The organism is Methylophilus sp. DW102 (assembly GCF_037076555.1).
In the GTDB taxonomy this organism is placed as follows: Bacteria; Pseudomonadota; Gammaproteobacteria; order Burkholderiales; family Methylophilaceae; genus Methylophilus; species Methylophilus glucosoxydans.
On record NZ_AP029023.1, the window covers coordinates 1,416,774 to 1,439,186 of the forward strand.

The window sequence follows — 22,413 nt, forward strand, 5'->3', positions numbered from 1 at the left end:
CCAAGGGCTTTAAATCTTGCACTGAAGCCAACTGGCCGATTAGCCAGGTCAACCAAAGCCAGACATAAACAGTTATACTTGCACAAAACAATAATTCAGTAATTTGATTTTGGATAACAGGAAGTAAACATGAAGGTATACACCCATCTTATGACCGCCTTGGTTACCGCCACACTTGCTCTGGCTGCAACCAGCGCACTGGCAGGCAAAACCTACGATGAAAACGACTTTATCAACGGCTTTAGCGGAAAATCCAAAAAAGTGGTGCTCGAAAAACTCGGCCAACCCTTTAAAAAACAGCAATCCGTCAAGCCCACCAACGCCAACAGCATGATCGCAGGCATCGGCAAGCAACAAGACAGCTCAAAACCTGTACAGGTTGAGATGTGGTACTACAAAAACCTGGTCAAATACGACAAAAAGAACACCTACAAAGAAACCGAAGTCACGTTTGTGAATGACAGAGTGATGAATATTGGGTTCTTTAATAATCGCTAGGCAATTCAGTTGCTGGATTAAAAAAAGCCTCGGCAGACCCGGGGCTTTTTTATTTTTCCATTAACAAGTAATGATTATGCGAGGTTTATGTTGTAATGCCATGCCGCTAAATTGAGCAGCGATTTTATTTACTTTTGATCGTGGCTGGTTTCTTTACAATTTGCGCATTGGACGGCTCAGTCTGGTAGTAATTATTAATTTGAGTGACAGTTTTTTTAGGTTCTTGAGCTTTTTTCTCATCGATTGTTCGAAAGTCCCAGACCGTCCTAAATTTGATTACATCAGCCTGGCCGGCTGTAAGCAGCACTACTGCAGCCGAAAGAAATATAAGAGCCCATTGAATTCTACTGTCTGCAGATACCCTTCTGTCGGTCTCTTCATAATCACTGATGGCTTTCCATCCATGACCAGAAACTGAGTACTCACCATGGTTGTTAATTTTCAGCTCATTCAGTACAGCGGCTTTGATTTTCGGACAGATAGCGCTTGATTATAGGATGCGAATAAACACCCATAATGCATTGAATACTGGATGCGAATAAAAGGCGATTAAATACCATTTGAACAACATACAAACCCGCTTCAAAGCGGGTTTAATTTTATCGGCGTGGCAAATCATAGTTGGTGATCAAGAGTTCGGTCATAGGCTTGCTGCCCTTGCTGGCGATGCTGTATGACGTTTTAACTTCGCTGATGTGGAAGCCTGCAAACAACTCACGTATCTGTGGCACGTTATTGATGCTAACCATCCACTTACCTTTGGCGCTGGCCAGCTTGTCTCTTAGGGTAGTGAAGTCACATTTATTGAATAAGCCTTTGCCATAGTCGGTCTCATTGTCCCAGTACGGCGGATCGATATAAAAAAACACGTGCTCGCCATCGTATCGAGTGATCAGCTGCTCATAGTCCAGGTTCTCAATAGTGACCCGGCTAAGCCTTAAATGTGCCTCGGTGAGGTCTTCGGCTATGCGGTTGAAGTTGAGCCTGGGCGGTGTGCTGTTGGCCACACCGAAAGACTGGTTTACTGCTTTCGCGCCAAAGGCTGTCCTGACCAGATAGTAAAAACGTGCAGAGCGTTGTATGTCAGTCAGGGTGTGCGGTGCCACTTGCAATTGGCGCTCAAACTCATCGCGGCTGATGAGTGACCATTTAAAATACCGCACAAACTCTTCAAGATGGTGCTGCAATACTCGATACAAGGTGATCAGGTCGCCATTGATATCGTTGATCACTTCAACCTTGCTAGGCTCTTTACGAAACAATACCCACGCGGCACCTGCAAACACCTCTACATAACATTTATGGTCAGGGATTAAAGGGATGATGGTGCCGGTGAGTTTGCTTTTTCCTCCCACCCAGGCTAAGGGAGACTTTCGAGTTTTTAAAGAGGGTTGCGCCATGATTAATCCTTGTTTAAAAGGCGTTCATGACGCTCGATGTTTGAGCCGCTTACGGATGCGGCGACAAGGTTGCAGCAGGCCTTGCCCGTCCTAGTGTTCTTTGCCGGTTACTCTCGTCCGGCGAGTCGCGCATCAGCCCTGCAGCGGGCATATATTCGACAGGTGTCCAGTCCGTGATGATCCAGCCTGGCAATTCTTTATGGGGCTACCTCGGCACCAATATCATCCTCAATGCTCTGGATTATGTGCTAACAGCTCACACACGCCCCTCTCTCGGGGTGCATTACTAAATTCATTCACATGCCCACATCGCGGACATTTAATGCTCAATAAAACGGCCTCACCTTCGGCCAGCTTCTTTGCGCAGTTGTTACAACGTAAATCGGTCTTTTTTCCTTTTGTGTTAATCATACGGTCACCTATAATGACCCGGCCGCTAGTGGCGCAGGGTCTTGGTTGATCCGTACCTGGTTTACGGTGAGACGGGTGGTCTGGCGGTTGCCGCCGTCAGATCACTCGCCCTGTTTTTAGTTTTGTACCTCTGGCGTCATGATTTCAGCCACTCTTGAAGCCTCAAGCAGGCCAGCGGATACAAGCGCATTCAAACCATCCGGGATTCTGATGTCTGCCAAATCCAAAAAGCTGGCAGCTAATAATCTGTCATACCAAAGTTTTACCGCTGCGTTAGTCATCGTTGCTTCAACAACCGCAAGTTGCTCAGACTCTGTAAATTTGTCCAGAAACTCTAATGAAGTAAACACAGTTTTGGGAGGTTTGTACTGGACCGGTTTTTCGGTCAATGCATCCGCTGGTGGGCTAACACCATATTCAGTAATTTCATACTCTGATCCATCGGCTAACCAATACTTAAAGCCAACGTAATTAGCGATCACGACCCAATCAGTGAAATCAGCATTAGCTGCTGCAATGTTATTTTCGCCAGTTGCTGGCGGGGCATTTTCCAAAGCGCTTCCAGTCCACTGCCAGGTGTCCGGGTCTAAAGACGTTTTATAACAAACTTGAGACCCAAGGTAGATGTGAGGGGCTTCTGGTGAATAGTTGTGTACGATTTTGGTTTCCATTATGATTCCTAAAATTTAACAGCGCCAAGCATAGCCACGTTTCTGGGTCGGGTTTCTGAACCGCCAGTCGATCCAACGTTGTTATATCCATTAGGACCTGTACCACTTGCATTAACGTAACCACCCGTATATGGCGAGGTGCCGCCAGGGTGATCGTGGGCTTTTAACATATCCGCCTGACCGCTACCCCAAACACGCCCAGAATCAACACCACGACCATCATCCCAAAAGCGAGGGAACTCACCACGTACATCATAAATTCTGAAGGTTGTTCCGTCGCCATTGTCAGCCACTGCAATCATGCCGGCCGACCAAACTCCGAGGGCGACCATGACACCGTTATGCATAGCCCAGCCCCTCAAGGCTGCGTATGTAGTGCGATTTAAGTTGGACGTACCGTTTTTAACGTAGCCGGTTCTTGGAGTCGGCTGTGCATCCAAGAGCAAACTGCCAACTAGCACAGAGGCATAACCCGTGTAGGCTGCGCCATTTGCTGTGAATGCCTGCCACGTCATGATTGAGTTGTAATCGTCATGCCAGATCGGGCCGATGTTTGATGATGGCAATGCGGTGCCACTTGCAAAATATTTAACGCCAGAGGCAGCATCCTTACGCTCAAAAACTAAAGCTGTACTATTCAGGACAATCGGCGCATCTGTTACAAGCATCCATATCGAGTCTGCAAGGGTCACACCCTCGGTGACTTTGATTGTCTTGCCTGGTGAGATCTCGGCACTGCTGTCGAAAGTATTGAGGCGTGACCAGGCACCAGTGGCATTGACCACATAGGGGCCATTATCTTGCGGAATAGTCTGCGCCCGGACCAGAACAATGGTGCCATTGGGCAAGACAGCAGGCCAGTCGCCGCCAGCCTGTACTGCTGCACCAGTTAAAGAGATATTGCCGATAGTGGCATATCTGGCAATCAGGTCAGCCCCAGAGGCAATCTCCATGATGCTTTCCAGCAACTGATTGTTGTTGGATTTGTTGAGCACCTTACCGCGAGACTCAATAACAGCGCACACCTCCTCCTGAAGAGCCTCCATGATGTCTTCTGTAATCTGCGTGCCTGGAATATTGTTTTCAGGGTCTTCCGCCACCCAATGCCCGGCAACGTTGCCCGGCCCATCAACTCTATGCATAGTATTTATTCCCCGCGTTGGTGGTGATATCTTCAAAGAAGAGCACCATATGAGACTGTTTAAAATCGTTGAGTGCAGCGGCAATCACGTCCGGGTTAACCACGCCAGCGTAATACCACACACGCAACACATAGCGTGATCGCTCACCCATGAGGCGCTGGCCTGCTCTTGATTTACCGACAATGCTAGGTCCTTGCAAATGCGCCACTTTTACCTTGGCTATCGGCCAGGTGCTACCCTCAGCAGCAGATGACCACAAACGCTGCCCGGCACGTGCACGGCCAGCACGGCTGGCTTGGCGTGGGAGCGTTTCAGAAAATTGCGCAGCAGCGGCATCAGCCACTGCCTGATAATCAGCCAAGGTGTAGCTGTTAGGGGCTGGTGTATGTAGCGTGATGGCGCGATCAAGCACTTGCTGGCAGATCAACTCAATGCGCAGCAGCTCAACTGCAAACGCCTGAAATATCTTGTCGCCCAGGCCATCAACAGGCCAACGCCATGCGGCACCCTCTAGCAACAAATTAAGCATTGCATTTGCATAGTCTCGCACGGTGTGAAAGCGCAGCTTCATGAGAACACCACCGCGTTAAGAATAAACACAGAACCGCTGTTGACAGTGATATCGTCTAATGGGGCATTGCGGGTGTATTGCGTAGTCACACTGGCAATGGCTGCATCAAGTTCTGCTTGATATATCACGCTGGTTTCAGAGTTTTCAGCCAATATCAAGTTATTGATAGCATTGGTGATTAAGGCACGGTTGGCTTCGCTGTCCACGGCCGGATTGAGTGTTAAATTGACGGTCACAAGCTGTTGCAGAGGCAAGGCTAAACGCCAATCAGCACCGGCCGGGGCTAGCTCTAAAAACTTGGCGGCAATGGCATCCATAATCGCCGTCGTCGGCAACCTGCCTTCTAAGCCATTACAAATTGGCCGGACCAGTATCGTGCCAATGCCTAAAATATTGCGGTAAACCAATGCACCAGTCACTGAAGGGTGCGCCTTTTTAGCCCAAGCCACATAATCGCGGTTTTTACCACTGCGGCCACCATACTCGGTGACCACTTGCCATTCATCCACCACGCGGGCGCGCCATGTTTCTACGTCTTCTTGCGCTGCCCCGCCTGTGATGCCATTGGCATCCACAGTGGTCTCACTATCAACCCCTGCCTGCAGCTCAACAAAGGTGAGCTTGCTACCCGCGCTTAAATTGCCAGCCAGGCCAGCAGTGGTACATTTAATTGAGACCAGGTTAACGCCACTGGTTAACTCAACGGCAGCCGTCACTGCATAATCCAAGCCATTGTCTGCCCGCAATAATTCATCTAATAAAACAAAGGCACCCACATTGCCGGTGACGGCAATTTGGCCGGTGGCAAAAGTGGCATCGAGCCGCGTGACGCCGTAAAGCACCGCCCAATCATAAAGGCGCTCAAGGCTACAAGTTAGCGGCGAGCATTGCTGGTCGATCCACTCAAGATGCACATGCAAGCTGCTCACAGCCTTAGAAAACACAACTGCAAGCGCCAACCTCAACATAGGCACAAGCGCGCTCAAGTCTTGCTCGATGCGCGCTTTAAGTGCTGCAAAAGTTGGTGCAATATATGCCATTAATCAGCCCATTCAATATCCCACTGCACATCCCAGGTATTGCTTAAAGGCACCTGGGCGCGAGGGATTAAATTACTCTTAAACTCGGTGTAGAAGTTGACCCCATCATATGCGCCACGAATATCGAGCACGAGTAGCGAAACGTTTCGCTGGTCACTCAGCTCAGTCACTGCGATATCGGTCATGCCTTCTGTATTTACCAGTGCCTCGCGGATCATGCGCATGGTTTCGCGCTTGGCTGACTCGGTCAGTGCCTGGCGTCGCACATACCACAGGCCAGTGCCGAGGTTTTCATCAAACCACCAACCGCGACGGTTTTCACCATCCTCTACACGGTCTTCAGGGGCGATCTGGTCAGTGAATAACGCGGCATACACTGCAGTTTTTGCGCGTGCTTTACCCGTATCCTCAGTGGCTTCAATCACGGCCAAGTCAAAATGGCCATATTCAGTTTGTACGAGTTTGAGCATTTAAAACTCCGGGGGCGATATCGGGTGCGCTTCGCCTGGCTCTTCGCCAATTTGCCAGGTGTTGATCTTGGTTGGCAGCCACTCTTGCCCGTGGCCGTTGGTTTGAAATGCAAAGCGCTCGCTGGCGACAATTTCAATGTCTGGGGACTCAAAGCGGATTTTTTTTGGTGAGCTGATCAACATCTGATCACGCTCCATCTTGACCATTTGGCCTTGGTCGTCATGCAGCGCGACTTCGCCATCTTGAAGCTCTAAGGTATAACGACGATCACCAGCAATCAGACAAAACCCATGTGAGCGATCACCCGATGGAAAGACCTCATAAGCCTGATGTCCGCTGTGCGGGCGATATGAAAATCCATAAGGTTGAATACGGTCAATGTTGTCCAGCACCTCACCATCAAGGCACTTAATTTGCACGGTATGCGTACTTACGCGTAGGCCTATGCCTTGCGCTATCATCAACTGCAGCCGCCGCCAAACATGGGCAATCATCGTCTTGCCTTTCTCGCTGCAGCGCTTTTCTTTTTCACTGTCGGTGGCTGGCCGACAAACGCATTTCGGTGCACCAGCGTCAACGTGGCAAGCGTCCCGGAGCGGTCATCTTGAGTCAGCTCGATGTCGCTGATCAGCAGGGTTTGATCAATGCCCTCATCAGTCACCACCGCACGCACTTGTGTGTTGAGCTGCCAAGGGTGCCAGATCCCGTTTTGCTCATAGCCCCAGCCGACCACTGTCACCACCAGGCTATGCGCACGTGCCAGTCTGCGGTTGCGCTCCATTTCTGCGCGACGCTGCAATGCGCCCAGGCTGTTACCCATGCGGTCAGCAATCACATGCATAGGCCGGAAAAACGTCAGGCCCTCATCCTTAACCGTACCCCTGCGCGCCGTATTAGCGCCGTAATCAAAGCTCTTGACCAGGTACTCGCTAAACCTCTGGCGATAGTCATCATTAATCACCAGCGCCTTAATCTGCTTGCCCATTTCCAGCGTGGCCACCGGCGGGTTATTGTCCGGCTCAGCCATCACCAGCCCACCTTCTGGCGTTGGGTAAATCAGCAGGTTAGCGGTGCGTGCAGCATTGACAATAGCATTGGCTGGGCTTTCAGACTGCATGGAAAAATCAGGCACCAGCGCTGTGCTTTGAAAAGGCGTCAAAGGCACTTTAAACAGCGTGCAAATGCGTTTCACAATCTCGCTAACTGTGAGGTTTTTATAGGTGGCGCTGTATTGTGTGTCCACCAACTCACGGCCGAGGCTTCGGCCCATAAACTGGTTGCTGTGGCTGTTTTCAGTAATGCGGCGGGGGGCGCTATCGGTGCGCACGGTGCTGATCAGTTGGTTATTGATCAAGACCTGCGCCACTGTGTTGACGTCGATAGGAAACGGGGTGCCGGTGCCTGGCCGGGCAAAGCCGAGCTGCACCTGGGTGACCAGCTCGTCAATGCTCTGGCGGATATTGACCTCCTGCCAGTCATCAAACTGCAGGCCGTTGAATTTAAGGGCGACGACATTATCCACGGACTGTCCCCGCTACGAATAGAGGGTGCGCTACACCATTGAGCTGCACAAAGTCAGCCTCAATGATATCGAGCTGGTGCGCCAGCACACAGGCAGGCATAAAGTTAACCACCTGCCTGGTCTGGTAATTGCTCAAGTCCTGGTCAAGCAAGGCATCGATCAATGCCGCCCGCATATCGAGCAGCGCATTAAACACATCTGGCTTGGCATTATTCAGCACGCTATCAATGCCATCGAGCAGCGCCTGCAGCACGCGGTCACGCGTCTCAGCATCTTGATAAGTGGTAATCGCCAGCCCAGCCGCCGAGGTGAGCAGCAGCTGGTTGCGCAGATCCTGCTCGGCGGCATTGTTTGCAATCAGCGCAGCGGTTTGTGTGCTGTTGCTGGCAAATGCTGGCGGGTTGGTTACCGTGCTGGTCAAGCGCGTGACGGCCCGCACACGCACCGGCACGGTCAAGTCATCGTCCGGGCTATCCAAAAACGCGAGCACATTGGCAAAGCTCGCCAGCGTGTTGGCATATTGCTGCGGCAAGCCCAACAAGGTGCGCACATCGGTTTTAATGCCATTGATGATGGTTAACACCTGGTTGGCTTTGCTCAATGGCAGCGTCGCCATGGCAATCGCCTTGCGCATCACATCGAGCTTGCTTTGCACGTCTGCCACCAGGTCATCAAACACACTGCCAGTCATCGGCTGCAGATCAAACTGTTCGGCGATCACGGTTTGTGTCTCGCGCACGCGGCTGATCGCCACGTCTACCTTATCAACTGTAGGCTCAAAAGGCTGGCTGCCACCTGGTAGAAAATCGATACTGATGCGGCAGAACCCACCCTCTTCAACACGCTCAGAGCGTGACCACTTAAAGGCGCGCACCCACAAATCACCAAGATAAGGATGTGTCAGCCACTCGCCGCCTGGCTGGCGCAGCTTGTCTAAAAAGCCGTTGGCCTCAAGGTCATAATCCGGCCCGATAAAATAGGCGTTGATCTTCCAGCTGCGGGCATCCAGACCCATATCCTCAACGTCTGGTTGATCCCGACGTGGGTATTGATGCACTACCAGACGGCGACCCTCAGTGCTGTCGTGGCTATCGGTTAAAAACTCAAACCCGCGCCACTTGCCCTTGGGCAATCTCTCCAACCAACTCATGGGTGCCCCCAAACTGAGCCAGTCTCAACCCATGCGCTCACTGGTCCTTTTTTATCCGAGGTCTGGTGCGTGGCTTTGAGTCCATCGGCCAACTCTACCCGCACGGTGGTTTCAACCTTGGCAGGCTCCTGAGTTGTTTTGTTTGGCTGGTTTAAATACTCATAGAGCAAACCAGCGCCACCACCAACTGCAGCACCAGCAGCGGTACCGATAAATGGCACAACAGAGCCAACTGATGCGCCAAACATGGCACCATTAATTGCAGAGCCGCCATAGCGACCCACCACAGAGTTATCCTGGCTGGCGACATAACTCAAGCCAGCACCGGCCGCATAAGCCGCCATGGTGCCAACACCTGGACGTTTAAAAGCCAGCGGCATGCCTGGCATACCAGATCCCCCGGCAGTGTTTCTAAGCGCAAATGCAGCCAATCCGGCAGCCGTCCCCATGGCTGTGATTGCACCAGTCGCCACCACAGTGGCCCCTGTAAGCAAAGGATTTTTTTCTGCAAGGTTTTCAAACTGGCTGGCGACTTTACCAATGGCAGGGGTTAGGCCGTCCATTGCTTCTTTAGTCGCAGCATCTTTCGCCTGCTGGGCCGCCCGCAGTTGTGCGCTGGCGGTGGTTTCCATCAGTGCATAGTTGACATCGTTGACGCCAGTGACGGTACGGTTTTGCCCAATGGCCGCATTGACCTGGTCCACAATAGGCTTATTGCGCAAACCCAGTAACGCGCCAGTTGCCTGCATGTCTTGAAAATACTTGCCAACCACAGTCCCCTCAGAGATCGCCGCCAATGAGTCAATCAGCTGCTTTTGCTGGCCTTTATCGTTAGTGGTTTTAAGCTGTGCCAGCATGGTTTTCATTTGTGGGTTTTTGGCGGCTTCCTGGTCAATCACACCCATCCAGGCATCTACCGCATCCACGCCTTTTACGCGCTGATCCATGAGGAACTTAGCCAGGTCACCCCGGCCTTGTTTTTCAAAGTCTTTTGCCGTATCGCTGCTATTAAGTTTCGCGAGCAGGTTACGCACATTGTTACCGGCTTCATCAGTGGTACCGGCCGTCAAAATCGCGGCCTGATTCATGGTCAGCACCTTCTGCAGGCCATCCAGCCCCATGAGGCCAGACTTTTGCGCAAGCGGCAGTTGCTGGCTTAGCCACTTAGCCATGTCTTTAATCTCGAAGCCGCCAGCCTGGCCTGCCGCCGTGATCATATTGAGCGCGGTTTTTAATTGATCGTTATTGCCAACAATGCGCTGTCCCACCAGAACACTGCTCAAATTGGCAATGTCAGTCGGTTGTGCGCCAGAGCCTGCTGCAGTGCGCATCACAGTAGGCAAAAACTGCATCGAGCGCTCACGGCCCAGAACGTTGCGGGCAATCATGGCATCGAGCGCCTCGGCAGCTTGCTCACGGGTGCCACCCCCCACACCAGAACGCACAGAGCGATTAATCACCGCCTCAAGCTCTGCCATGCCCGCACGGCGGCCAGGTACATTACGCTCGGCAAAAGCCGTGTTTGCCATCAATGCCAGGCGCTCATCAAAGCTCATCGCTTGGTTAGCGTAACGGCCCACCACGTATGCACCAGCACCAGCTGCCGCACCCATTGTGAGCGCTGTTTGCATTTTGCTTTGCAGGGTTGCCCCGGTGCGCAGCTCAGCATTCAGATCCCGCACCTTACGCTGCATAGACTCATAAGCACGCGCAAGCTCACGCGCATTAAAAGCGCCTGACTTAAACATCTGGTCATACGCTTCGCGGGTACGGTTTATTTCACTACGGATGATATTTTCAGAGCGAATGCCCAACATCTCGCGAGCCTGGGCAGTGCGGCGAGCACCGGCAACCACATCAATCTGCAGCCGCTCATAGCTGCGGGTGATCTCATTGTTTGCCTGCACCTGGGCACGGCTTACACGTTGCGAGATTGCAGCGCTCTCATTGCCAATCTGGCGTAAACCGGGGATGGTGTCACCACGGTTTAAAACAATCTTGAGGTTAACGGTTTGGGTATTCATGGCTGGCCTTGAGAGATAAGGCACAGCTTACGCGCGCGCGTGGGGCGTGAAGAGACGGGAAATGTTTCGCTACAAACGGCAGACAATAAAAAAGGGGCCTAAGCCCCTATTTAAACTTCCTTCCCTCAAACTCGGCAGCAATACTCGCAAACGTAAAGAGCTTGTTGATCGGCCATGTGAGAACAGTGTCTATGTCTTGATGCAAGCCGCGAGCCACCAGGCTCACTGCCATCAAGACTCTTGCTCTTTTTTTTCTGCAGCCGCCTTAGCTTCTGCAGGTTTTTCAGCGGCATAAAACTCAGGGTAAGCCATCTTGTCGCAGATCAGTGAAAGCTCTTTGTAGTCATCACCGTGCATTTTCTTGATGATCGATTCATCTTGCGTAGTCATACTTGCCACCAGCGCTATCAGTTGCGCATTGCGGCCTGGCATGTCGAATGCCAGGTAATCCTCAGCGGTAGGAAACTCTTTAATTTTTACCTCAGTGATGGTTTTGTTTTCACTGATAACGATGGGGTGTTTTAGGGAGTGTTGGATCATATATTGCTCACTTTTATTCAACCAAAGACCATGTTTCGGCTTGACTATCATCGTCAATCTTTTTGAGGGGCACGCCCTTTTTAAAGACCATCTGCCCATCAGGTCTCCAAACTGTCAAATCGGCGCTATTATCAGAATCAATAGCTGTAATCATTGCTGGAAATTGCATCATAAGACAAACAGGCTCAGCATCTGGTGCTTGATTAAAGATTACTTGTGTATTTATATCCATTTGAGTCCCCTAACTATATGATGGCAATTGAGCGTTGACGTTTGCAGCGGCAATTGTTGCGCCAGGGCTGGCAACGTGAAGGCCCTCAAGTGTCAATCCTGCACCCCACAAGTAGTAATCGCTGTTCAGAGTGCCTTTACCGGATGTCGATTTTCTCAATGAGCCTCCCGACCCAATGCTTGGGTCGATCACATAGTCCGGGCCTGTTGGCGTTCCCTTGACTGTTTCCAACCATGCGTTAAAAAGCTCGACCATCCCGCCAGCATTCCATTTAGCCGATGCTGGTGCGGTATTGCCAGAGTTTGTATTAAGTAACAGATAAGTCCGAAATAAAAAGTAAGGATTGTTTTTCGGTGCTGGTAGCACGGCAGCACGAATTGCAGCCCAAGTTGCAAGGCATCGAGCTTGCAACTGAGCCAGTGTTTCAGTGCCACTGACAGTATTAGTCCCGAATTCTTCCATACCGCAATTGCTATATTTGACAAGGTAAGTACCGTACGCATTTGCTGTGACAATATCGCTCTGCCCACCGATACGTCCGACGCTACCGCCTGCGATGCCATACTGCTGCAACAGTCTATAAAAGTACGACGTTTGCCCTGTACCATCATGTCCATTTTGACCGATACTATCAAAAAATCCACAGAGTACCATCGGTTCACCGACCACCGAATCTGCAAATTTACCGACCAGTTGTACACCCATACCAATCACGTTGGTAGTATTACCAGCCGTGCCGGTAGACCAGCTCGGCCCCCACTGATATGAAGTTGAGTTTTTATTCCAGGTATTAATTGCTGGGTCGTATAAAGTAGCGGTAAGTGCGTTGGATGTATCCGCGACCTCCATGCACGGTACGTATTGGTTATAATCAACTTCGATTTCGACACGTACCATATATGCTGTCCCATTAGGGAAATTGCCCAGCATCTCATCGGTTATAGACTCTTTTTCGCCATTTGCTACTGTCCATGTTGACAGCCCACCTTTGGTGAAATTAATAATCGGTGAGTTTGCAACTGCGATTTGGGCGCTCACAGAACATACAGTTATAGCATTTCCAGTTGCTACGCCTTGCCCGCCAGTTGCGTTTCCGTCAAAGAAGAAATTATCAATGATAACTTGCAGAGTCTTTCTATCACCTGATCCAATAACGTGATATTGATAGGTCAACATGCGCCGCTTGCCACTGGTAGGCTGACCTGATGGCGTATATGTCATTTGCCGACGCGAGGTATTCGGGCGATTATTGCGAGACGCTAATAGTGCGCGCGGCGGACCAAAAAACCTGCCTGCATCAAAAGCCTTTTTTAGTTCTTTTAATGTCATAGCGCCAGTATCCGATCCATCCAAAGCAATCAAAGAACCGGATGCGCTTAGGCCAGCAGTGCCTGCGATATTTGAATTACCCTTTTGCATGGCATTTAGATGCCCCTTTGAGTCTGCTAGGTGATCTGTGATCTGTTTCTGCAATTTACCCAGCGCAACTAGGACTGAATCTGCTGCCGTAATAGCCGCATTAACAGTAAATTCAATCCCAGTCAAAATCGCAGATCGCACCTTGCCAGGTATTGAGTTATCAAATTGCATCAGTTCGGACGGTTGCACAGCGTTATCAGCCTTCAGCCCCTGAGCAGCCGTTGCGAAGCCCGTTGCATCGGAAGAATCAAGCTTGTTGGCGAGAGCTTCGGTCAACTCTTCAATCGCGTTCCCATGTGCGGTACTCTCATCACGTGCAAATCCCAATGCCTGGCGCAGGCGTGAGACTAGAATCTTGCCGATATTCGGGCCGCTGGTTTCTTCTGGCAGTTCTGGATCAATCTGACTTTGCATTTTTTACTCCTAATCATTCGCCCACTGCACATCCCAGCTGCTTGACCATACATTGATCTCGATATCAGTCGCAGGCACGGTGATCACCACACGGGTATTGCCGATGACTGAGCCAACTTGCGCAAAGCGCACCGGTTCTTTAATCACTGCCTTGCTTACCATCAGCTCAAAAGCGGTGCTGGTGACGGTTGCGCCGTTGATCGAGTAATTGATCTCTAGGGTGTAGAGCGCTGCGGGGATGGTGGTTGTTTCAAACTTGCTGAGAGCAAACTTGCCCTCGTTATCATTGAGCACTTGCGTGGCAAGCGTCTTGGCGACATTGCCGCCACGGTCTACCAAACGGGCGCTGACCACCATGCCGGTGATCGGTGCACCCGCGCCAAACTCATCAACGAGCTGGCACTCGGCATAAAAGGTATCGCCGCGTTTGATAGTGAGCTGCTGCATGGTTAGCCAATGCGCTCGCTGGTGGGGCTGGTGAATGTGATGCGGCTCTCACCATTGCCAATCGCCACCGGTGCCATACAAGCTGCACCGCTCATCATGTGCACCTGGCCATCTTCAAGCGTGACCACAATATCTTCATTGGCCACGGCATTGATCGCCACCACATCCAGCCCCGGCTTGAGGTTGATGTTGCATTCAAGCTGTGCCGACTGGTTGCTTTGCATGTAGCCGCCATCTTCTGGCAAGCGGCCGTTTTTGTTGTTTCGCATAAAGCCGCTGGGCGTAAATGTGCCAGGGTCTTCAGCCAGTGGCAGTTTCCCAATGCTGGGGATCACCACGGTGCGGATATTCATCAAACTAGACATGTGAGTGTCCTTTCAAAAACTGTTTAAACAATCGTCAAACTGGCTTTAAAGCCTGCTTAATCAGCCACCTTGCGGAACTGGTTGCGGCCCGTCAACATGTAGTAAGGCGATACCAATACCGGCTGGTCAACAAAGTTAAAGCGGCTTGGATTTGTCGGGTCCTGTTCAACTTGCAAGGTCGACTTGTAAAAGTCGTAGTTTTGCACCAGGCCGTATTCATATTGCAGATCGTTTTTATAGAGGCTCAGCAACATGGCCTTGACGCTGTCTTTGGTGACAATTTTCAAGCCAGGCTTAAAGCCCTCAGCGGATGCGGCGGCTGAATAACCAATCCACTTGCGCGCCTCGTTACGTTGCAGGCGACGGGTTTTGTCCAAAATCGCCAGCGTGTTGATGTCCAAATAGCTATCATCAGCGCTACCATCTGAGCGCTTTTGATAGGTGCTGATCGGGCGCAGAATCGTGCAGGTGCCGTCTTGCGCTATGTTCATAATGCTCATGCCCTTAAACAGCAGGCTGTTGGCATCACGCCAGATGTGATAATTGACACCCACCATGCCAGTCAGCTCGCGGCCTTCTAGGCTCTCTTGCGGGCTGCTGTAAAGCTTGGGTGCACACGCTGCGGCATACATAGCCGCAGCACGCCAGGTGCTGGTCGGGTTAATGCCCAGGCTTAGCACACTGAGCAACTCAAAATTGAGGCTGCCGCCGAAGCTGTAAGCAGACGCATAGTCGCCACGGTAGGCACTAAAAATCTGTGTGTACTCTTGGTTTTCTGGTTGCAAGCGGGTTTTAACAACGCTGTGCCAGGCGGTAAACGTTGCAAGGTTGTTAATCCCCAGCGCCACATATTTAAAGTAGCGAGGCTCAAGCAAGACATTTAAATCAGGGGTGTTCGGGTCACCGGCACCACCTGCAAAGCCGTTGATGGTGAGGCTCAAACCAGTTGGCGTGCGCTCCTGGTATAAATTCAGGCGCACATCGATATTGTTGCCGCAGGTGCCTTTATGCAACGCTGTGAGCGTGACGGTAGATGCTGCTGCGGCGGCATCACAGGGGATATTATTGCCCTCTGTCAGTGCGGCAATGGCCTCGGTGCCTACAGCTGCGGCAATGGCTGCAGCAATTTGCGCAGTGGTCATGGTTGAGGTAATACCCACCGAGACCTCTTGACCATCGATATACAGCGACAATGTGCCGTCAGCCGTGGCCGGGCTATTCACTACAATGGTGGCTGTGGCAGCGGTGCCAGCAGAGTTATCTGCCAATGGCAAAATAAACAGATCAAGCACCTGGTCACGTCTGCGGTAATCTCGCACCATATCCGCGAGCATCGAGCGGCCACCGGCTTTAACCATGGCATCTTCAACACTGCTCACCTGGGTAATTTCACCAGCTGGGGCAGTGCCTGCTGCGAGTTTTTGCCCGACAATCAACACCGCAGGCATGTCATCGCCAAGCCCAGCCTGGGAAGGGTCAAACTCGATATAAGACCCCGGCATCCGGATAGATTCGGGGATAAAATTAAATGAATAATTCATGGAGTGACTCCTTTATAGTCAACACTTTCAAAGTTCGGCGGGTTGTCCAGATAGGCATCCACCGAGCCTGTAAACTTGTAGGTTTCCACCCACATCACATCCTTTTTTGTGGTGCGCAAGATGCGACCACCAACATATTTAAGCGGCTTTAAACCAGCCTCAAGCCGCTTACCACGCAAGCGCCGATACACCTCTCGGCGGTATTTGCGCAGGTGTTCATCGGCTTCATCGTCATCTCTGCTTACTGGCCGATCAACGGCGATCACTACATCAAAGCTAATGTCCAGCGTGTCGTCGTTTTCGCCAGATGCGGTCACGGTTTCACGTGCTGGCAACACATAAGCTGATGGCGTCGGCACATTGTTTGGGTCCAGGTTGGCATAGCTGTAGTCATTGCCCACATGCCTAAACCATTTATCCACCTTTGTGGTGGGTGCTTTTAGCAGCGTGATGACTGGCGCAATACTCAGCATTACCAGGTGTCCCAATCAGCGCCAGAACCGTTAGGGATATAGCGGCTCGGGTTGCTGGTGATCTCAATCACATCGCCCTCAATCACCGGGGCTGTACTGCTCGGCGTGAGGTTGATCTCGCCACGTGCATGCATCTGCAGCTGCTTGATCACCGCGTTGTAGCTAGTCATCAATTCTTCGCTCACGCTTTCCTGAGCATCGGCCAGCATGTAAAACGCCACTCGGGCCGTCATGCGTGCAATCAACGGGTTGGCATCCGCCTCAGCGATGCCGTAGGCAACCACAGCCGCCGTGGCATCGGTCAATGCCTGGTCAATATTCGTCAGCGCCAGCGCAATCAAGTCACGGTCAAACTCGGTGAACTGGTTAAGGTCACCGCCTTCCAGCGCCACCCGCAAAATCTCCCCCTCTGGCATTGGCATGTCGGCTGGCACAGCGAGCTGGGCCAACTTATCTACCTTAGTCAGTTTGAGCAGATCGGTGCGGGTGGCGAATGGCATGATGCTTACTTAGCCTTGGTTTTTGTGGTGGTTTTGGCCTCTGCAGCTGGCTGAGCGGTTGCAGCCAGCTTTTCATTGGCAGCGATCAATTCTCCCTGAGCCTTTTTCAACTCAGACTCCAATGTAGTCACTTCGCCTTGCAATTTGCCGACCTGGCTATCAAGCTCGTTGACCTTAGCCTGCAGTGCATCGCGAACAGTTTCGACATCTTTCAAGTCTTTAAACAGCGCGGCCATATCTTCGTGGCGTTTATTCAACTGATCCACATACACCTGCAGCAGCGTTTCGCGTGCCTGGTCAGCCAAGCCGTTCCAGTCACCCACAGACAAACCACTGGCGGAATGCACTTCTTGCACCAAATCACCCAGTGTGATTTCAAAACCGCTCACATAACGGATGACGCTTGGCAAAAGGCTAGAGCCGATCAGACCGGTTTCAGCGTCTGGTGTGAGAGCGCTGCCAGCAGCAGCTTCACTGGCTGGCGTTGCTTCCACCTGGTCGTCAAAGCCCTCTGGCTTCTCTTCGCTGGTTTCCAGCATTTGCTCGGTTTGCAAGCGCTCGGCGGTGGCTTCGTCCAAGCCTTCATGCAACACCCACTTTGACGTGTGCAGATGACCACAGCGGAAAAACTCTTCGCTTTGAGACTTAGGTTTAACCCGCACATATAAATTTTTAGCCATGATTTAATCCTTGTTAAATTGATGGGCAGTAAAGGTCTGCCTGGCAGACCTTTAAGGCTGATTAAGCAATCAGTGGGGTCACCACCAGCTTGACGCGTTGATACAGGGGGTTGTCTGCACCGTTTGGCAATGTCTTCGCCAGAATCAGCTTCTCGGCGGCCACACGGTTAGCCGGACCAACCACCAATACATCAGGGGTGATATTGAGTGGACGGTTACCGTCACCCTTAAACTGCATCATGGCGTTATAAGCTGCATTGAAGTTATCTTCACTAAACGCTTGCTTGCTGCCATAAGCCAGCTGCCAGAAACCAAAGGCAAAGTTGCCGCGCCAACGCGCACCCCAGCTGAACTTGTCTTGCTCAAATACCAGGTCAGAGTTATTAGGGTTTGTTTTGCCAACAAACTCAGGGGCATCACGCTCCTGCAGATAAAATGGTTTTGGTGCACGCTCGGTGCATAACAACACCCACAGTTCACCTGTACCAGTTTGATAGTTGCTTACTTGCACAGCCGTGCCAGTGCCATCTTCATTCGGGTATACGGGGTGGTCAGTGTCAAAGAAGTATTGGCCGTCATAACAAATGTTGGTCAGACCGCCTTTGATTCCGCTAAATACAAGGTCGTTTTTCAGATCAATAACAGACTGGCCATAGCCTTCTGCCACACCTGAGTACATACCCAGGTTGTTGTCATCAAAGTCAATTCGACGAACATCCATGGTGGCTTCAAACAGTCGGTTATCCACACTGTAAGCACGCTCAGCTGCCGTTTTGTGCAATCGACCACCTACCCATTCTCGAAACGCCGGGAACTGAGTCAGCCATGCATAGGTATTGCTGGAACCACCACTTGGAATCTGCTTGGCAATTTCTTTCCAGTCTTCTTTACCCAGCTGTAAACCATTACGGAATGCAGTCACAACCGTGGTGTTAAAAGCAGCAAGCACTGCTGCGGTAATCTGTGTAACAGCCATTTAAATCTCCTTAGATTTCAAAAATTGGCATCAAAAATCTGTACAACCTGAGTCAGCAAACTTACTTGCTCAAATCAGCTTTTGTTTTGGCAAAGTCTTCGGGCTTAATCGCCATGCGTGTGCACATCGCCAGCTCAACCTCAGTCAACCCGTGCTCACCAGTGCCGCCTTCATGCTTAGGATCATGTTGCAGCTTTCCGTCTAAAATCACTGGCGCTGTTTCCAGGTAACTGGTCAATGCAGCAAGGGTTAAACCTTCAGCCCAGGTTTTTTGTTTGGGTGCCAGGCGTCCGTCACTCAGTGCAGTCTGTAACAAATCGGCGTGTTGCTTTTTTTCGGCAGCCTCGGCTTCTGCTTTCGCTTTGGCTTCAATATCTGCAACCTTTGTTTGCAGCGCATCACGTTCGGCAGTTAAGGCGGTTACCTTGGCTTTTTGCTCATCGCGCTCCGTGGTCAATGCGGCCACTTGTGCTGTCAAACTGGTCACTTGCGTGCTGAGTGCTGCAATATCTTTTTGATCCATTTGTGTATCTCCCAACGGGTTGATGTTGTTTAAATAGTTGGCTGTGAGCGCGGCGATATCTTGCATGCCGTCCACAGCAGGAGTATTGGTCAGGGCCACGGAAACGATTTCGAGAATTTCTCCCGTTTTTTTGTCGTAAACAAAAACAGGCGAGGTGTAGCGCACCTCTTTATTGCTGATCATGCCTTTTGCACGAGTGGTAAGGTCAACTTGCTTCAACCACATGCCTGAGCCTTCGCGCCACTCCATCTGCTTAAACCAGCCAGCGGCAATCACAGGCTGGCCATTGAGTGCAGCACGCAGGGACTGATGTTCGTAGTCAATCAGCAGGTCATTTTTACGGGCGGCCAGTTTGGCGATCAGCTTTTGGGCAATCACGCCATTAATCTTCCAGCTGTCCACCTCTTCAGGGCGGCCATCGTCAGCACGAAAGTCTTGGGCAGGCAAAATCTGCATGTCCGTGGCATTGGTTGCCACGTCAAAAGTCAAAATGCCTAACCCAAGATTTCTATCCATTAATTACTCCTTAACGACAATTGCATTGTCTCAAGGGCACTCAAACGGATACAGGCGCGAAATGTTTCGCTAGGACTGGGAGGGGTGAATCGTATTTAACGCGATTAGAGGCGTTTTAAGGGGAGGCAGGCCATAATGATACTGGCCTAGAGGTATTAAACGTTTTTGGCGCGAATTAAACGGGTTTTTAATAGGTATTCAATCGGGTACAAGTGCCTATTTTAAAACAAATCGAACTGAGCACCGGTAAAACTATCAATTTGAGCATTTACTTTGTCGAGCTTATGCACCAGGTTTGCATACACATTACCACCCTCAGTGGCTGCTGCCTGGTAGGTCAGTCGCAACAATGCCTCTATTTCTGCTTTAGTGAGTGAAAGGTTGCGTTTGTAACTGCTGGCGTTTTTTTCAGCAATACGATGCTGCCCTCGAATATTGAGCACATGTCGCGTGGTTAAGTGATACTTCCGCGCCTGCAGCACAATGCTCTCGGTATCCTTGTGCTTTGTGATCTCCTGATCGCGCACGTAGGCCAGCAACTTATCTGCCTTTGGCAAGGCAATCCTGTTATCAGCATCGAGGTGCTGCTTAAGTGTGATGCGCAGGCGGGCCAGCTCATCGGGCATGAGGCCCATTTTGTTATCTTTGAGTTTTGGCAGAGTGAATGGGATGCCGCCATACTCCTGCAAAAACACAATAGCACGGCCAAAGCCGAGGGCCTTGACCATTGCGCGCAACACGGGCGGCAATGGCTGCAAAGCCTCTTCGTCTATGGGGGGCCAGTGCAAGTCAGCCATGGCTATCTGCGGCTCCAAGCCTTGAGCGCTTCAATGATGCTCTGGCACTCGCCAGTGGTCAGATCATCCAGCTTGGTGATCTCGCGTTTTACGTGGTGGCCACAAAAGCCAAGCATGCCAGCGCGGCTGGGGTTCTTAAGCTTGCCCGCTTTGTCCAGGTTGCCCCAAAGTTTCACGATCTGCGAGATTTGCGGCGTGACCTTTGCCGGTGCCTGCTTGCCCTTGGCACTAAAGGTACGGCTGCGCGGCCAGCCACGACGCTCGTAATCATCCAGCGCAGAGGCCAGCTGTGGCATGTTCATGCTGCTGGCGCTCACACGGCCATCAATTTCAACCGCACCATGGCGTGCCAGAAGGTCGCGATGCAAGTCATCGCACCAGCCTGCTAGATTGGCTGTAGCCCAGCCTTTGGCAATGCCGAGCAGCTGGCGGTAGTGTTTGATCAGGTCAGTCACTGCTGAAAATCCTTCACCATTAAAGTCTGCATATGCCTTGCATGCTGATTTATTTCGATTATCTCAGCGTTGATATAATTTGATATTTCGCGAAGATGAGAATCTATGAATGCTTGAATCTGATTTGCTCTAACATGCCAACAATCGCAGTCGTAAACATATTGATTGTCTTCAAACTGAACAAATGAGACTGCATATGGCAATTCAGTAGCACTTTTATCTGCCCTCAAACTCTCCAGCTCACCCTCACCCCAATCCCAGGTGCCGTCATCATTAAAGAATTGACGACCACATGTGCATTCACCTCGGCAACTACCGATACTCATATCGAATGCTTTTAAAAATGATTTTTTTGGTACTGGTACTGTTTTTACACTCATGCTTGCCTCCTAAACTTGCTCTGGTATTTCTGGCAACTCTGCCCACCACAACACATCCTCATCAACTGACACATTCTCACAAGCCCAATGGTCAAATCCGGTAAAAACCGGCTTGCCAGGTATTGCACCAAATTCACACATGACGGGGCGTTTGTGCGTCCACTCAAGCGCGTTACCCTCTCTCAATACACAAAGATAAGTCTCGCCAAGCGCTTCTGGCTTTTTAACTTTTGGGTCAATCCACTCGATAATTTCAGCCTGTATCATGCAAGTCCCTCTCTATCTCTTACATTGCCTAGCTATCTCAACCAGCCAGGCTGCAAGTGCTGGCGGTGTATGTTCGCGCTCTGCTTTGGTGACTTCTGGCCGCCAGCCTGGCATACCTTTAACCAATCTGCTGCCATCTTTCAGGGTCCTGTGCTGGGCAATCACGTGTGTCGCCCCCCCCAACAGCATTGGCACTGGCGGCACTTCAGCCGGCTGAACACCGACGATATAGAGCAGGGTTAACTTTTCTGCTCGATGACCAAACCAGTGCTGTGATATTGCGTGCGTCCAGCCACCGTATTGATCAACTTCACCTGGCGCTGGCAATTGTTGATCAGCCCATAATGTGCTGCCTTTAGGGTGTTCAAGCACGCCGCCATATGCACGCACCAAAGAAACGCCCAGCCTGGCCAGATTGCGTTCGTCTGGCCGCACCTTTGCAAAGCGACGCAAACGGCCCCAGCCTCGGCAAGGCGGGTGCGCAACCACAGGCCACGGACCGTCATAGGTACGTGCATCACGCTCGATGTCGAAAACCTCAACATCTGGCAATTGCTTGTAATTGCTATCTGCTCTTGCAAACAGTACCGCCACAGTCATTTATGTCTCCTAACCATCTTGCAGATCACTTTGCCACCGCTGGCAAAGTGATCTAAATGAGGGTTTGGCCTTAAGCGTTAACTGCGTCTTCCAGTGATGGAAACACTGAGATCACCACTACTTTTTTAGCGGCAATTTCAATTGGCTGACCAGTGCGCGGGTTACGGCCAGTGCGGCCTTTGCGCAGCTTCACCTTTAGTGTGCCCAGGCCATGCAGTCTCACTTCATCGCCATTTTTAAGTGTGTCAGTAATCACAGGGACCAGCGCGTCCAGCACCTTGGTGGTATCTGCTTTTGATGTGTTAGCCAGTAATGAAACCGCTTCTACTAATTGTTGTTTATTCATGTTTTAAAGTCCTTTTAAATGTCGTTTGTAAGGGTGCTGCTG

At 51.1% G+C, this 22,413-nt stretch carries 29 protein-coding genes; 1 reads left to right on the forward strand and 28 read right to left on the reverse strand.

From position 1 onward, the window contains the following. The first annotated feature begins 129 nt into the window (after window positions 1–129). Entirely contained in the window at window positions 130–498 is a 369-nt protein-coding gene (locus AACH41_RS06460; RefSeq protein WP_194746858.1) for a hypothetical protein, read from the forward strand. A gap of 599 nt (window positions 499–1,097) precedes the next feature. Here AACH41_RS06460 and AACH41_RS06465 read toward each other — a convergent pair. From AACH41_RS06465 to AACH41_RS06600, 28 genes are all read right to left on the reverse strand, one after another. After that, window positions 1,098–1,898 (reverse strand): DNA adenine methylase, encoded by an 801-nt coding sequence (locus AACH41_RS06465; RefSeq protein ID WP_338655657.1) that lies wholly within the window; start codon window positions 1,896–1,898, stop codon window positions 1,098–1,100. A gap of 228 nt (window positions 1,899–2,126) precedes the next feature. Next, complete coding sequence (locus tag AACH41_RS06470; RefSeq protein ID WP_338655659.1) at window positions 2,127–2,309, reverse strand: Com family DNA-binding transcriptional regulator; 183 nt, start codon at window positions 2,307–2,309, stop codon at window positions 2,127–2,129. A 116-nt stretch (window positions 2,310–2,425) separates the two neighbouring features. After that, window positions 2,426–2,980, reverse strand: coding sequence for a hypothetical protein (locus AACH41_RS06475; RefSeq protein ID WP_338655661.1), 555 nt, complete (start codon window positions 2,978–2,980; stop codon window positions 2,426–2,428). 8 nt (window positions 2,981–2,988) lie between these two features. Next, window positions 2,989–4,122: a hypothetical protein gene (locus AACH41_RS06480; protein ID WP_338655663.1), complete on the reverse strand. Its 1,134-nt coding sequence runs from the start codon at window positions 4,120–4,122 to the stop codon at window positions 2,989–2,991. Further along, the gene (locus AACH41_RS06485) at window positions 4,115–4,693 is read right to left on the reverse strand and encodes a hypothetical protein (RefSeq protein ID WP_338655665.1); all 579 of its coding nucleotides are present in this window, start codon (window positions 4,691–4,693) and stop codon (window positions 4,115–4,117) included. The genes AACH41_RS06480 and AACH41_RS06485 overlap by 8 nt, the downstream gene beginning before the upstream one ends. Beyond that, window positions 4,690–5,733: a baseplate J/gp47 family protein gene (locus AACH41_RS06490; protein WP_338655667.1), complete on the reverse strand. Its 1,044-nt coding sequence runs from the start codon at window positions 5,731–5,733 to the stop codon at window positions 4,690–4,692. The genes AACH41_RS06485 and AACH41_RS06490 overlap by 4 nt, the downstream gene beginning before the upstream one ends. Beyond that, window positions 5,733–6,203, reverse strand: coding sequence for a phage GP46 family protein (locus tag AACH41_RS06495; RefSeq protein WP_338655669.1), 471 nt, complete (start codon window positions 6,201–6,203; stop codon window positions 5,733–5,735). Before AACH41_RS06495 ends, AACH41_RS06490 begins: the two co-directional genes overlap by 1 nt. Then, window positions 6,204–6,698, reverse strand: coding sequence for a phage baseplate assembly protein (locus AACH41_RS06500; protein ID WP_338655670.1), 495 nt, complete (start codon window positions 6,696–6,698; stop codon window positions 6,204–6,206). Continuing rightward, window positions 6,695–7,726 (reverse strand): phage baseplate assembly protein, encoded by a 1,032-nt coding sequence (locus AACH41_RS06505; RefSeq protein WP_338655671.1) that lies wholly within the window; start codon window positions 7,724–7,726, stop codon window positions 6,695–6,697. Before AACH41_RS06505 ends, AACH41_RS06500 begins: the two co-directional genes overlap by 4 nt. Then, window positions 7,719–8,876 carry a DNA circularization N-terminal domain-containing protein gene (locus tag AACH41_RS06510; protein WP_338657509.1) on the reverse strand — a complete coding sequence of 386 codons (1,158 nt, stop codon included), beginning with the start codon at window positions 8,874–8,876 and terminating at the stop codon, window positions 7,719–7,721. The genes AACH41_RS06505 and AACH41_RS06510 overlap by 8 nt, the downstream gene beginning before the upstream one ends. Beyond that, complete coding sequence (locus AACH41_RS06515) at window positions 8,873–10,900, reverse strand: phage tail tape measure protein (protein WP_338657510.1); 2,028 nt, start codon at window positions 10,898–10,900, stop codon at window positions 8,873–8,875. The genes AACH41_RS06510 and AACH41_RS06515 overlap by 4 nt, the downstream gene beginning before the upstream one ends. Window positions 10,901–11,131: 231 nt before the next feature. Then, the gene (locus tag AACH41_RS06520) at window positions 11,132–11,440 is read right to left on the reverse strand and encodes a phage tail assembly protein (RefSeq protein ID WP_338655677.1); all 309 of its coding nucleotides are present in this window, start codon (window positions 11,438–11,440) and stop codon (window positions 11,132–11,134) included. 13 nt (window positions 11,441–11,453) lie between these two features. Continuing rightward, window positions 11,454–11,672 carry a hypothetical protein gene (locus AACH41_RS06525; protein ID WP_338655679.1) on the reverse strand — a complete coding sequence of 73 codons (219 nt, stop codon included), beginning with the start codon at window positions 11,670–11,672 and terminating at the stop codon, window positions 11,454–11,456. A 9-nt stretch (window positions 11,673–11,681) separates the two neighbouring features. After that, the gene (locus AACH41_RS06530) at window positions 11,682–13,505 is read right to left on the reverse strand and encodes a hypothetical protein (RefSeq protein WP_338655681.1); all 1,824 of its coding nucleotides are present in this window, start codon (window positions 13,503–13,505) and stop codon (window positions 11,682–11,684) included. Window positions 13,506–13,514: 9 nt separating this feature from the next. After that, window positions 13,515–13,952, reverse strand: coding sequence for a hypothetical protein (locus AACH41_RS06535; RefSeq protein ID WP_338655683.1), 438 nt, complete (start codon window positions 13,950–13,952; stop codon window positions 13,515–13,517). A 2-nt stretch (window positions 13,953–13,954) separates the two neighbouring features. After that, entirely contained in the window at window positions 13,955–14,317 is a 363-nt protein-coding gene (locus AACH41_RS06540; RefSeq protein WP_338655685.1) for a phage tail tube protein, read from the reverse strand. Between the two features lie 56 nt (window positions 14,318–14,373). Further along, window positions 14,374–15,858: a hypothetical protein gene (locus AACH41_RS06545; RefSeq protein ID WP_338655686.1), complete on the reverse strand. Its 1,485-nt coding sequence runs from the start codon at window positions 15,856–15,858 to the stop codon at window positions 14,374–14,376. Continuing rightward, complete coding sequence (locus tag AACH41_RS06550; protein ID WP_338657511.1) at window positions 15,855–16,331, reverse strand: hypothetical protein; 477 nt, start codon at window positions 16,329–16,331, stop codon at window positions 15,855–15,857. The genes AACH41_RS06545 and AACH41_RS06550 overlap by 4 nt, the downstream gene beginning before the upstream one ends. Beyond that, window positions 16,331–16,831, reverse strand: coding sequence for a phage protein Gp36 family protein (locus AACH41_RS06555; RefSeq protein ID WP_338655688.1), 501 nt, complete (start codon window positions 16,829–16,831; stop codon window positions 16,331–16,333). Before AACH41_RS06555 ends, AACH41_RS06550 begins: the two co-directional genes overlap by 1 nt. 5 nt (window positions 16,832–16,836) lie before the next feature. Beyond that, window positions 16,837–17,511, reverse strand: coding sequence for a hypothetical protein (locus tag AACH41_RS06560; protein ID WP_338657512.1), 675 nt, complete (start codon window positions 17,509–17,511; stop codon window positions 16,837–16,839). 61 nt (window positions 17,512–17,572) lie between these two features. Further along, window positions 17,573–18,487, reverse strand: coding sequence for a Mu-like prophage major head subunit gpT family protein (locus tag AACH41_RS06565; protein WP_338657513.1), 915 nt, complete (start codon window positions 18,485–18,487; stop codon window positions 17,573–17,575). Window positions 18,488–18,548: 61 nt separating this feature from the next. After that, entirely contained in the window at window positions 18,549–19,526 is a 978-nt protein-coding gene (locus AACH41_RS06570) for a phage protease (protein ID WP_338657514.1), read from the reverse strand. Between the two features lie 221 nt (window positions 19,527–19,747). Then, window positions 19,748–20,323 (reverse strand): hypothetical protein, encoded by a 576-nt coding sequence (locus AACH41_RS06575; protein WP_338655695.1) that lies wholly within the window; start codon window positions 20,321–20,323, stop codon window positions 19,748–19,750. Between the two features lie 2 nt (window positions 20,324–20,325). Beyond that, window positions 20,326–20,778 carry a regulatory protein GemA gene (locus AACH41_RS06580; RefSeq protein WP_338657515.1) on the reverse strand — a complete coding sequence of 151 codons (453 nt, stop codon included), beginning with the start codon at window positions 20,776–20,778 and terminating at the stop codon, window positions 20,326–20,328. Continuing rightward, window positions 20,775–21,158 carry a hypothetical protein gene (locus AACH41_RS06585; RefSeq protein WP_338657516.1) on the reverse strand — a complete coding sequence of 128 codons (384 nt, stop codon included), beginning with the start codon at window positions 21,156–21,158 and terminating at the stop codon, window positions 20,775–20,777. The genes AACH41_RS06580 and AACH41_RS06585 overlap by 4 nt, the downstream gene beginning before the upstream one ends. Window positions 21,159–21,167: 9 nt before the next feature. Continuing rightward, window positions 21,168–21,425, reverse strand: a complete 258-nt coding sequence (locus tag AACH41_RS06590; protein WP_338657517.1) for a hypothetical protein — start codon at window positions 21,423–21,425, stop codon at window positions 21,168–21,170. 12 nt (window positions 21,426–21,437) lie between these two features. Further along, window positions 21,438–22,025 carry a hypothetical protein gene (locus AACH41_RS06595; protein ID WP_338657518.1) on the reverse strand — a complete coding sequence of 196 codons (588 nt, stop codon included), beginning with the start codon at window positions 22,023–22,025 and terminating at the stop codon, window positions 21,438–21,440. A 70-nt stretch (window positions 22,026–22,095) separates the two neighbouring features. After that, complete coding sequence (locus AACH41_RS06600) at window positions 22,096–22,371, reverse strand: HU family DNA-binding protein (RefSeq protein WP_338657519.1); 276 nt, start codon at window positions 22,369–22,371, stop codon at window positions 22,096–22,098. Window positions 22,372–22,413 lie beyond the last annotated feature (42 nt).

Bases quoted from the DNA above. Each gene is read 5' to 3' on its own strand.
- AACH41_RS06530 (WP_338655681.1), bottom strand. From the start codon at position 13,505: ATGCAAAGTCAGATTGATCCAGAACTGCCAGAAGAAACCAGCGGCCCG.
- AACH41_RS06590 (WP_338657517.1), bottom strand. From the start codon at position 21,425: ATGATACAGGCTGAAATTATCGAGTGGATTGACCCAAAAGTTAAAAAG.
- AACH41_RS06585 (WP_338657516.1), bottom strand. From the start codon at position 21,158: ATGAGTGTAAAAACAGTACCAGTACCAAAAAAATCATTTTTAAAAGCA.
- AACH41_RS06515 (WP_338657510.1), bottom strand. From the start codon at position 10,900: ATGAATACCCAAACCGTTAACCTCAAGATTGTTTTAAACCGTGGTGAC.
- AACH41_RS06545 (WP_338655686.1), bottom strand. From the start codon at position 15,858: ATGAATTATTCATTTAATTTTATCCCCGAATCTATCCGGATGCCGGGG.
- AACH41_RS06575 (WP_338655695.1), bottom strand. From the start codon at position 20,323: ATGGCTGACTTGCACTGGCCCCCCATAGACGAAGAGGCTTTGCAGCCA.
- AACH41_RS06475 (WP_338655661.1), bottom strand. From the start codon at position 2,980: ATGGAAACCAAAATCGTACACAACTATTCACCAGAAGCCCCTCACATC.
- AACH41_RS06560 (WP_338657512.1), bottom strand. From the start codon at position 17,511: ATGGCTAAAAATTTATATGTGCGGGTTAAACCTAAGTCTCAAAGCGAA.
- AACH41_RS06600 (WP_338657519.1), bottom strand. From the start codon at position 22,371: ATGAATAAACAACAATTAGTAGAAGCGGTTTCATTACTGGCTAACACA.
- AACH41_RS06570 (WP_338657514.1), bottom strand. From the start codon at position 19,526: ATGGATAGAAATCTTGGGTTAGGCATTTTGACTTTTGACGTGGCAACC.
- AACH41_RS06460 (WP_194746858.1), top strand. From the start codon at position 130: ATGAAGGTATACACCCATCTTATGACCGCCTTGGTTACCGCCACACTT.
- AACH41_RS06465 (WP_338655657.1), bottom strand. From the start codon at position 1,898: ATGGCGCAACCCTCTTTAAAAACTCGAAAGTCTCCCTTAGCCTGGGTG.
- AACH41_RS06550 (WP_338657511.1), bottom strand. From the start codon at position 16,331: ATGCTGAGTATTGCGCCAGTCATCACGCTGCTAAAAGCACCCACCACA.
- AACH41_RS06500 (WP_338655670.1), bottom strand. From the start codon at position 6,698: ATGATTGCCCATGTTTGGCGGCGGCTGCAGTTGATGATAGCGCAAGGC.
- AACH41_RS06525 (WP_338655679.1), bottom strand. From the start codon at position 11,672: ATGGATATAAATACACAAGTAATCTTTAATCAAGCACCAGATGCTGAG.
- AACH41_RS06535 (WP_338655683.1), bottom strand. From the start codon at position 13,952: ATGCAGCAGCTCACTATCAAACGCGGCGATACCTTTTATGCCGAGTGC.
- AACH41_RS06565 (WP_338657513.1), bottom strand. From the start codon at position 18,487: ATGGCTGTTACACAGATTACCGCAGCAGTGCTTGCTGCTTTTAACACC.
- AACH41_RS06510 (WP_338657509.1), bottom strand. From the start codon at position 8,876: ATGAGTTGGTTGGAGAGATTGCCCAAGGGCAAGTGGCGCGGGTTTGAG.
- AACH41_RS06595 (WP_338657518.1), bottom strand. From the start codon at position 22,025: ATGACTGTGGCGGTACTGTTTGCAAGAGCAGATAGCAATTACAAGCAA.
- AACH41_RS06485 (WP_338655665.1), bottom strand. From the start codon at position 4,693: ATGAAGCTGCGCTTTCACACCGTGCGAGACTATGCAAATGCAATGCTT.
- AACH41_RS06470 (WP_338655659.1), bottom strand. From the start codon at position 2,309: ATGATTAACACAAAAGGAAAAAAGACCGATTTACGTTGTAACAACTGC.
- AACH41_RS06480 (WP_338655663.1), bottom strand. From the start codon at position 4,122: ATGCATAGAGTTGATGGGCCGGGCAACGTTGCCGGGCATTGGGTGGCG.
- AACH41_RS06540 (WP_338655685.1), bottom strand. From the start codon at position 14,317: ATGTCTAGTTTGATGAATATCCGCACCGTGGTGATCCCCAGCATTGGG.
- AACH41_RS06495 (WP_338655669.1), bottom strand. From the start codon at position 6,203: ATGCTCAAACTCGTACAAACTGAATATGGCCATTTTGACTTGGCCGTG.
- AACH41_RS06490 (WP_338655667.1), bottom strand. From the start codon at position 5,733: ATGGCATATATTGCACCAACTTTTGCAGCACTTAAAGCGCGCATCGAG.
- AACH41_RS06555 (WP_338655688.1), bottom strand. From the start codon at position 16,831: ATGCCATTCGCCACCCGCACCGATCTGCTCAAACTGACTAAGGTAGAT.
- AACH41_RS06520 (WP_338655677.1), bottom strand. From the start codon at position 11,440: ATGATCCAACACTCCCTAAAACACCCCATCGTTATCAGTGAAAACAAA.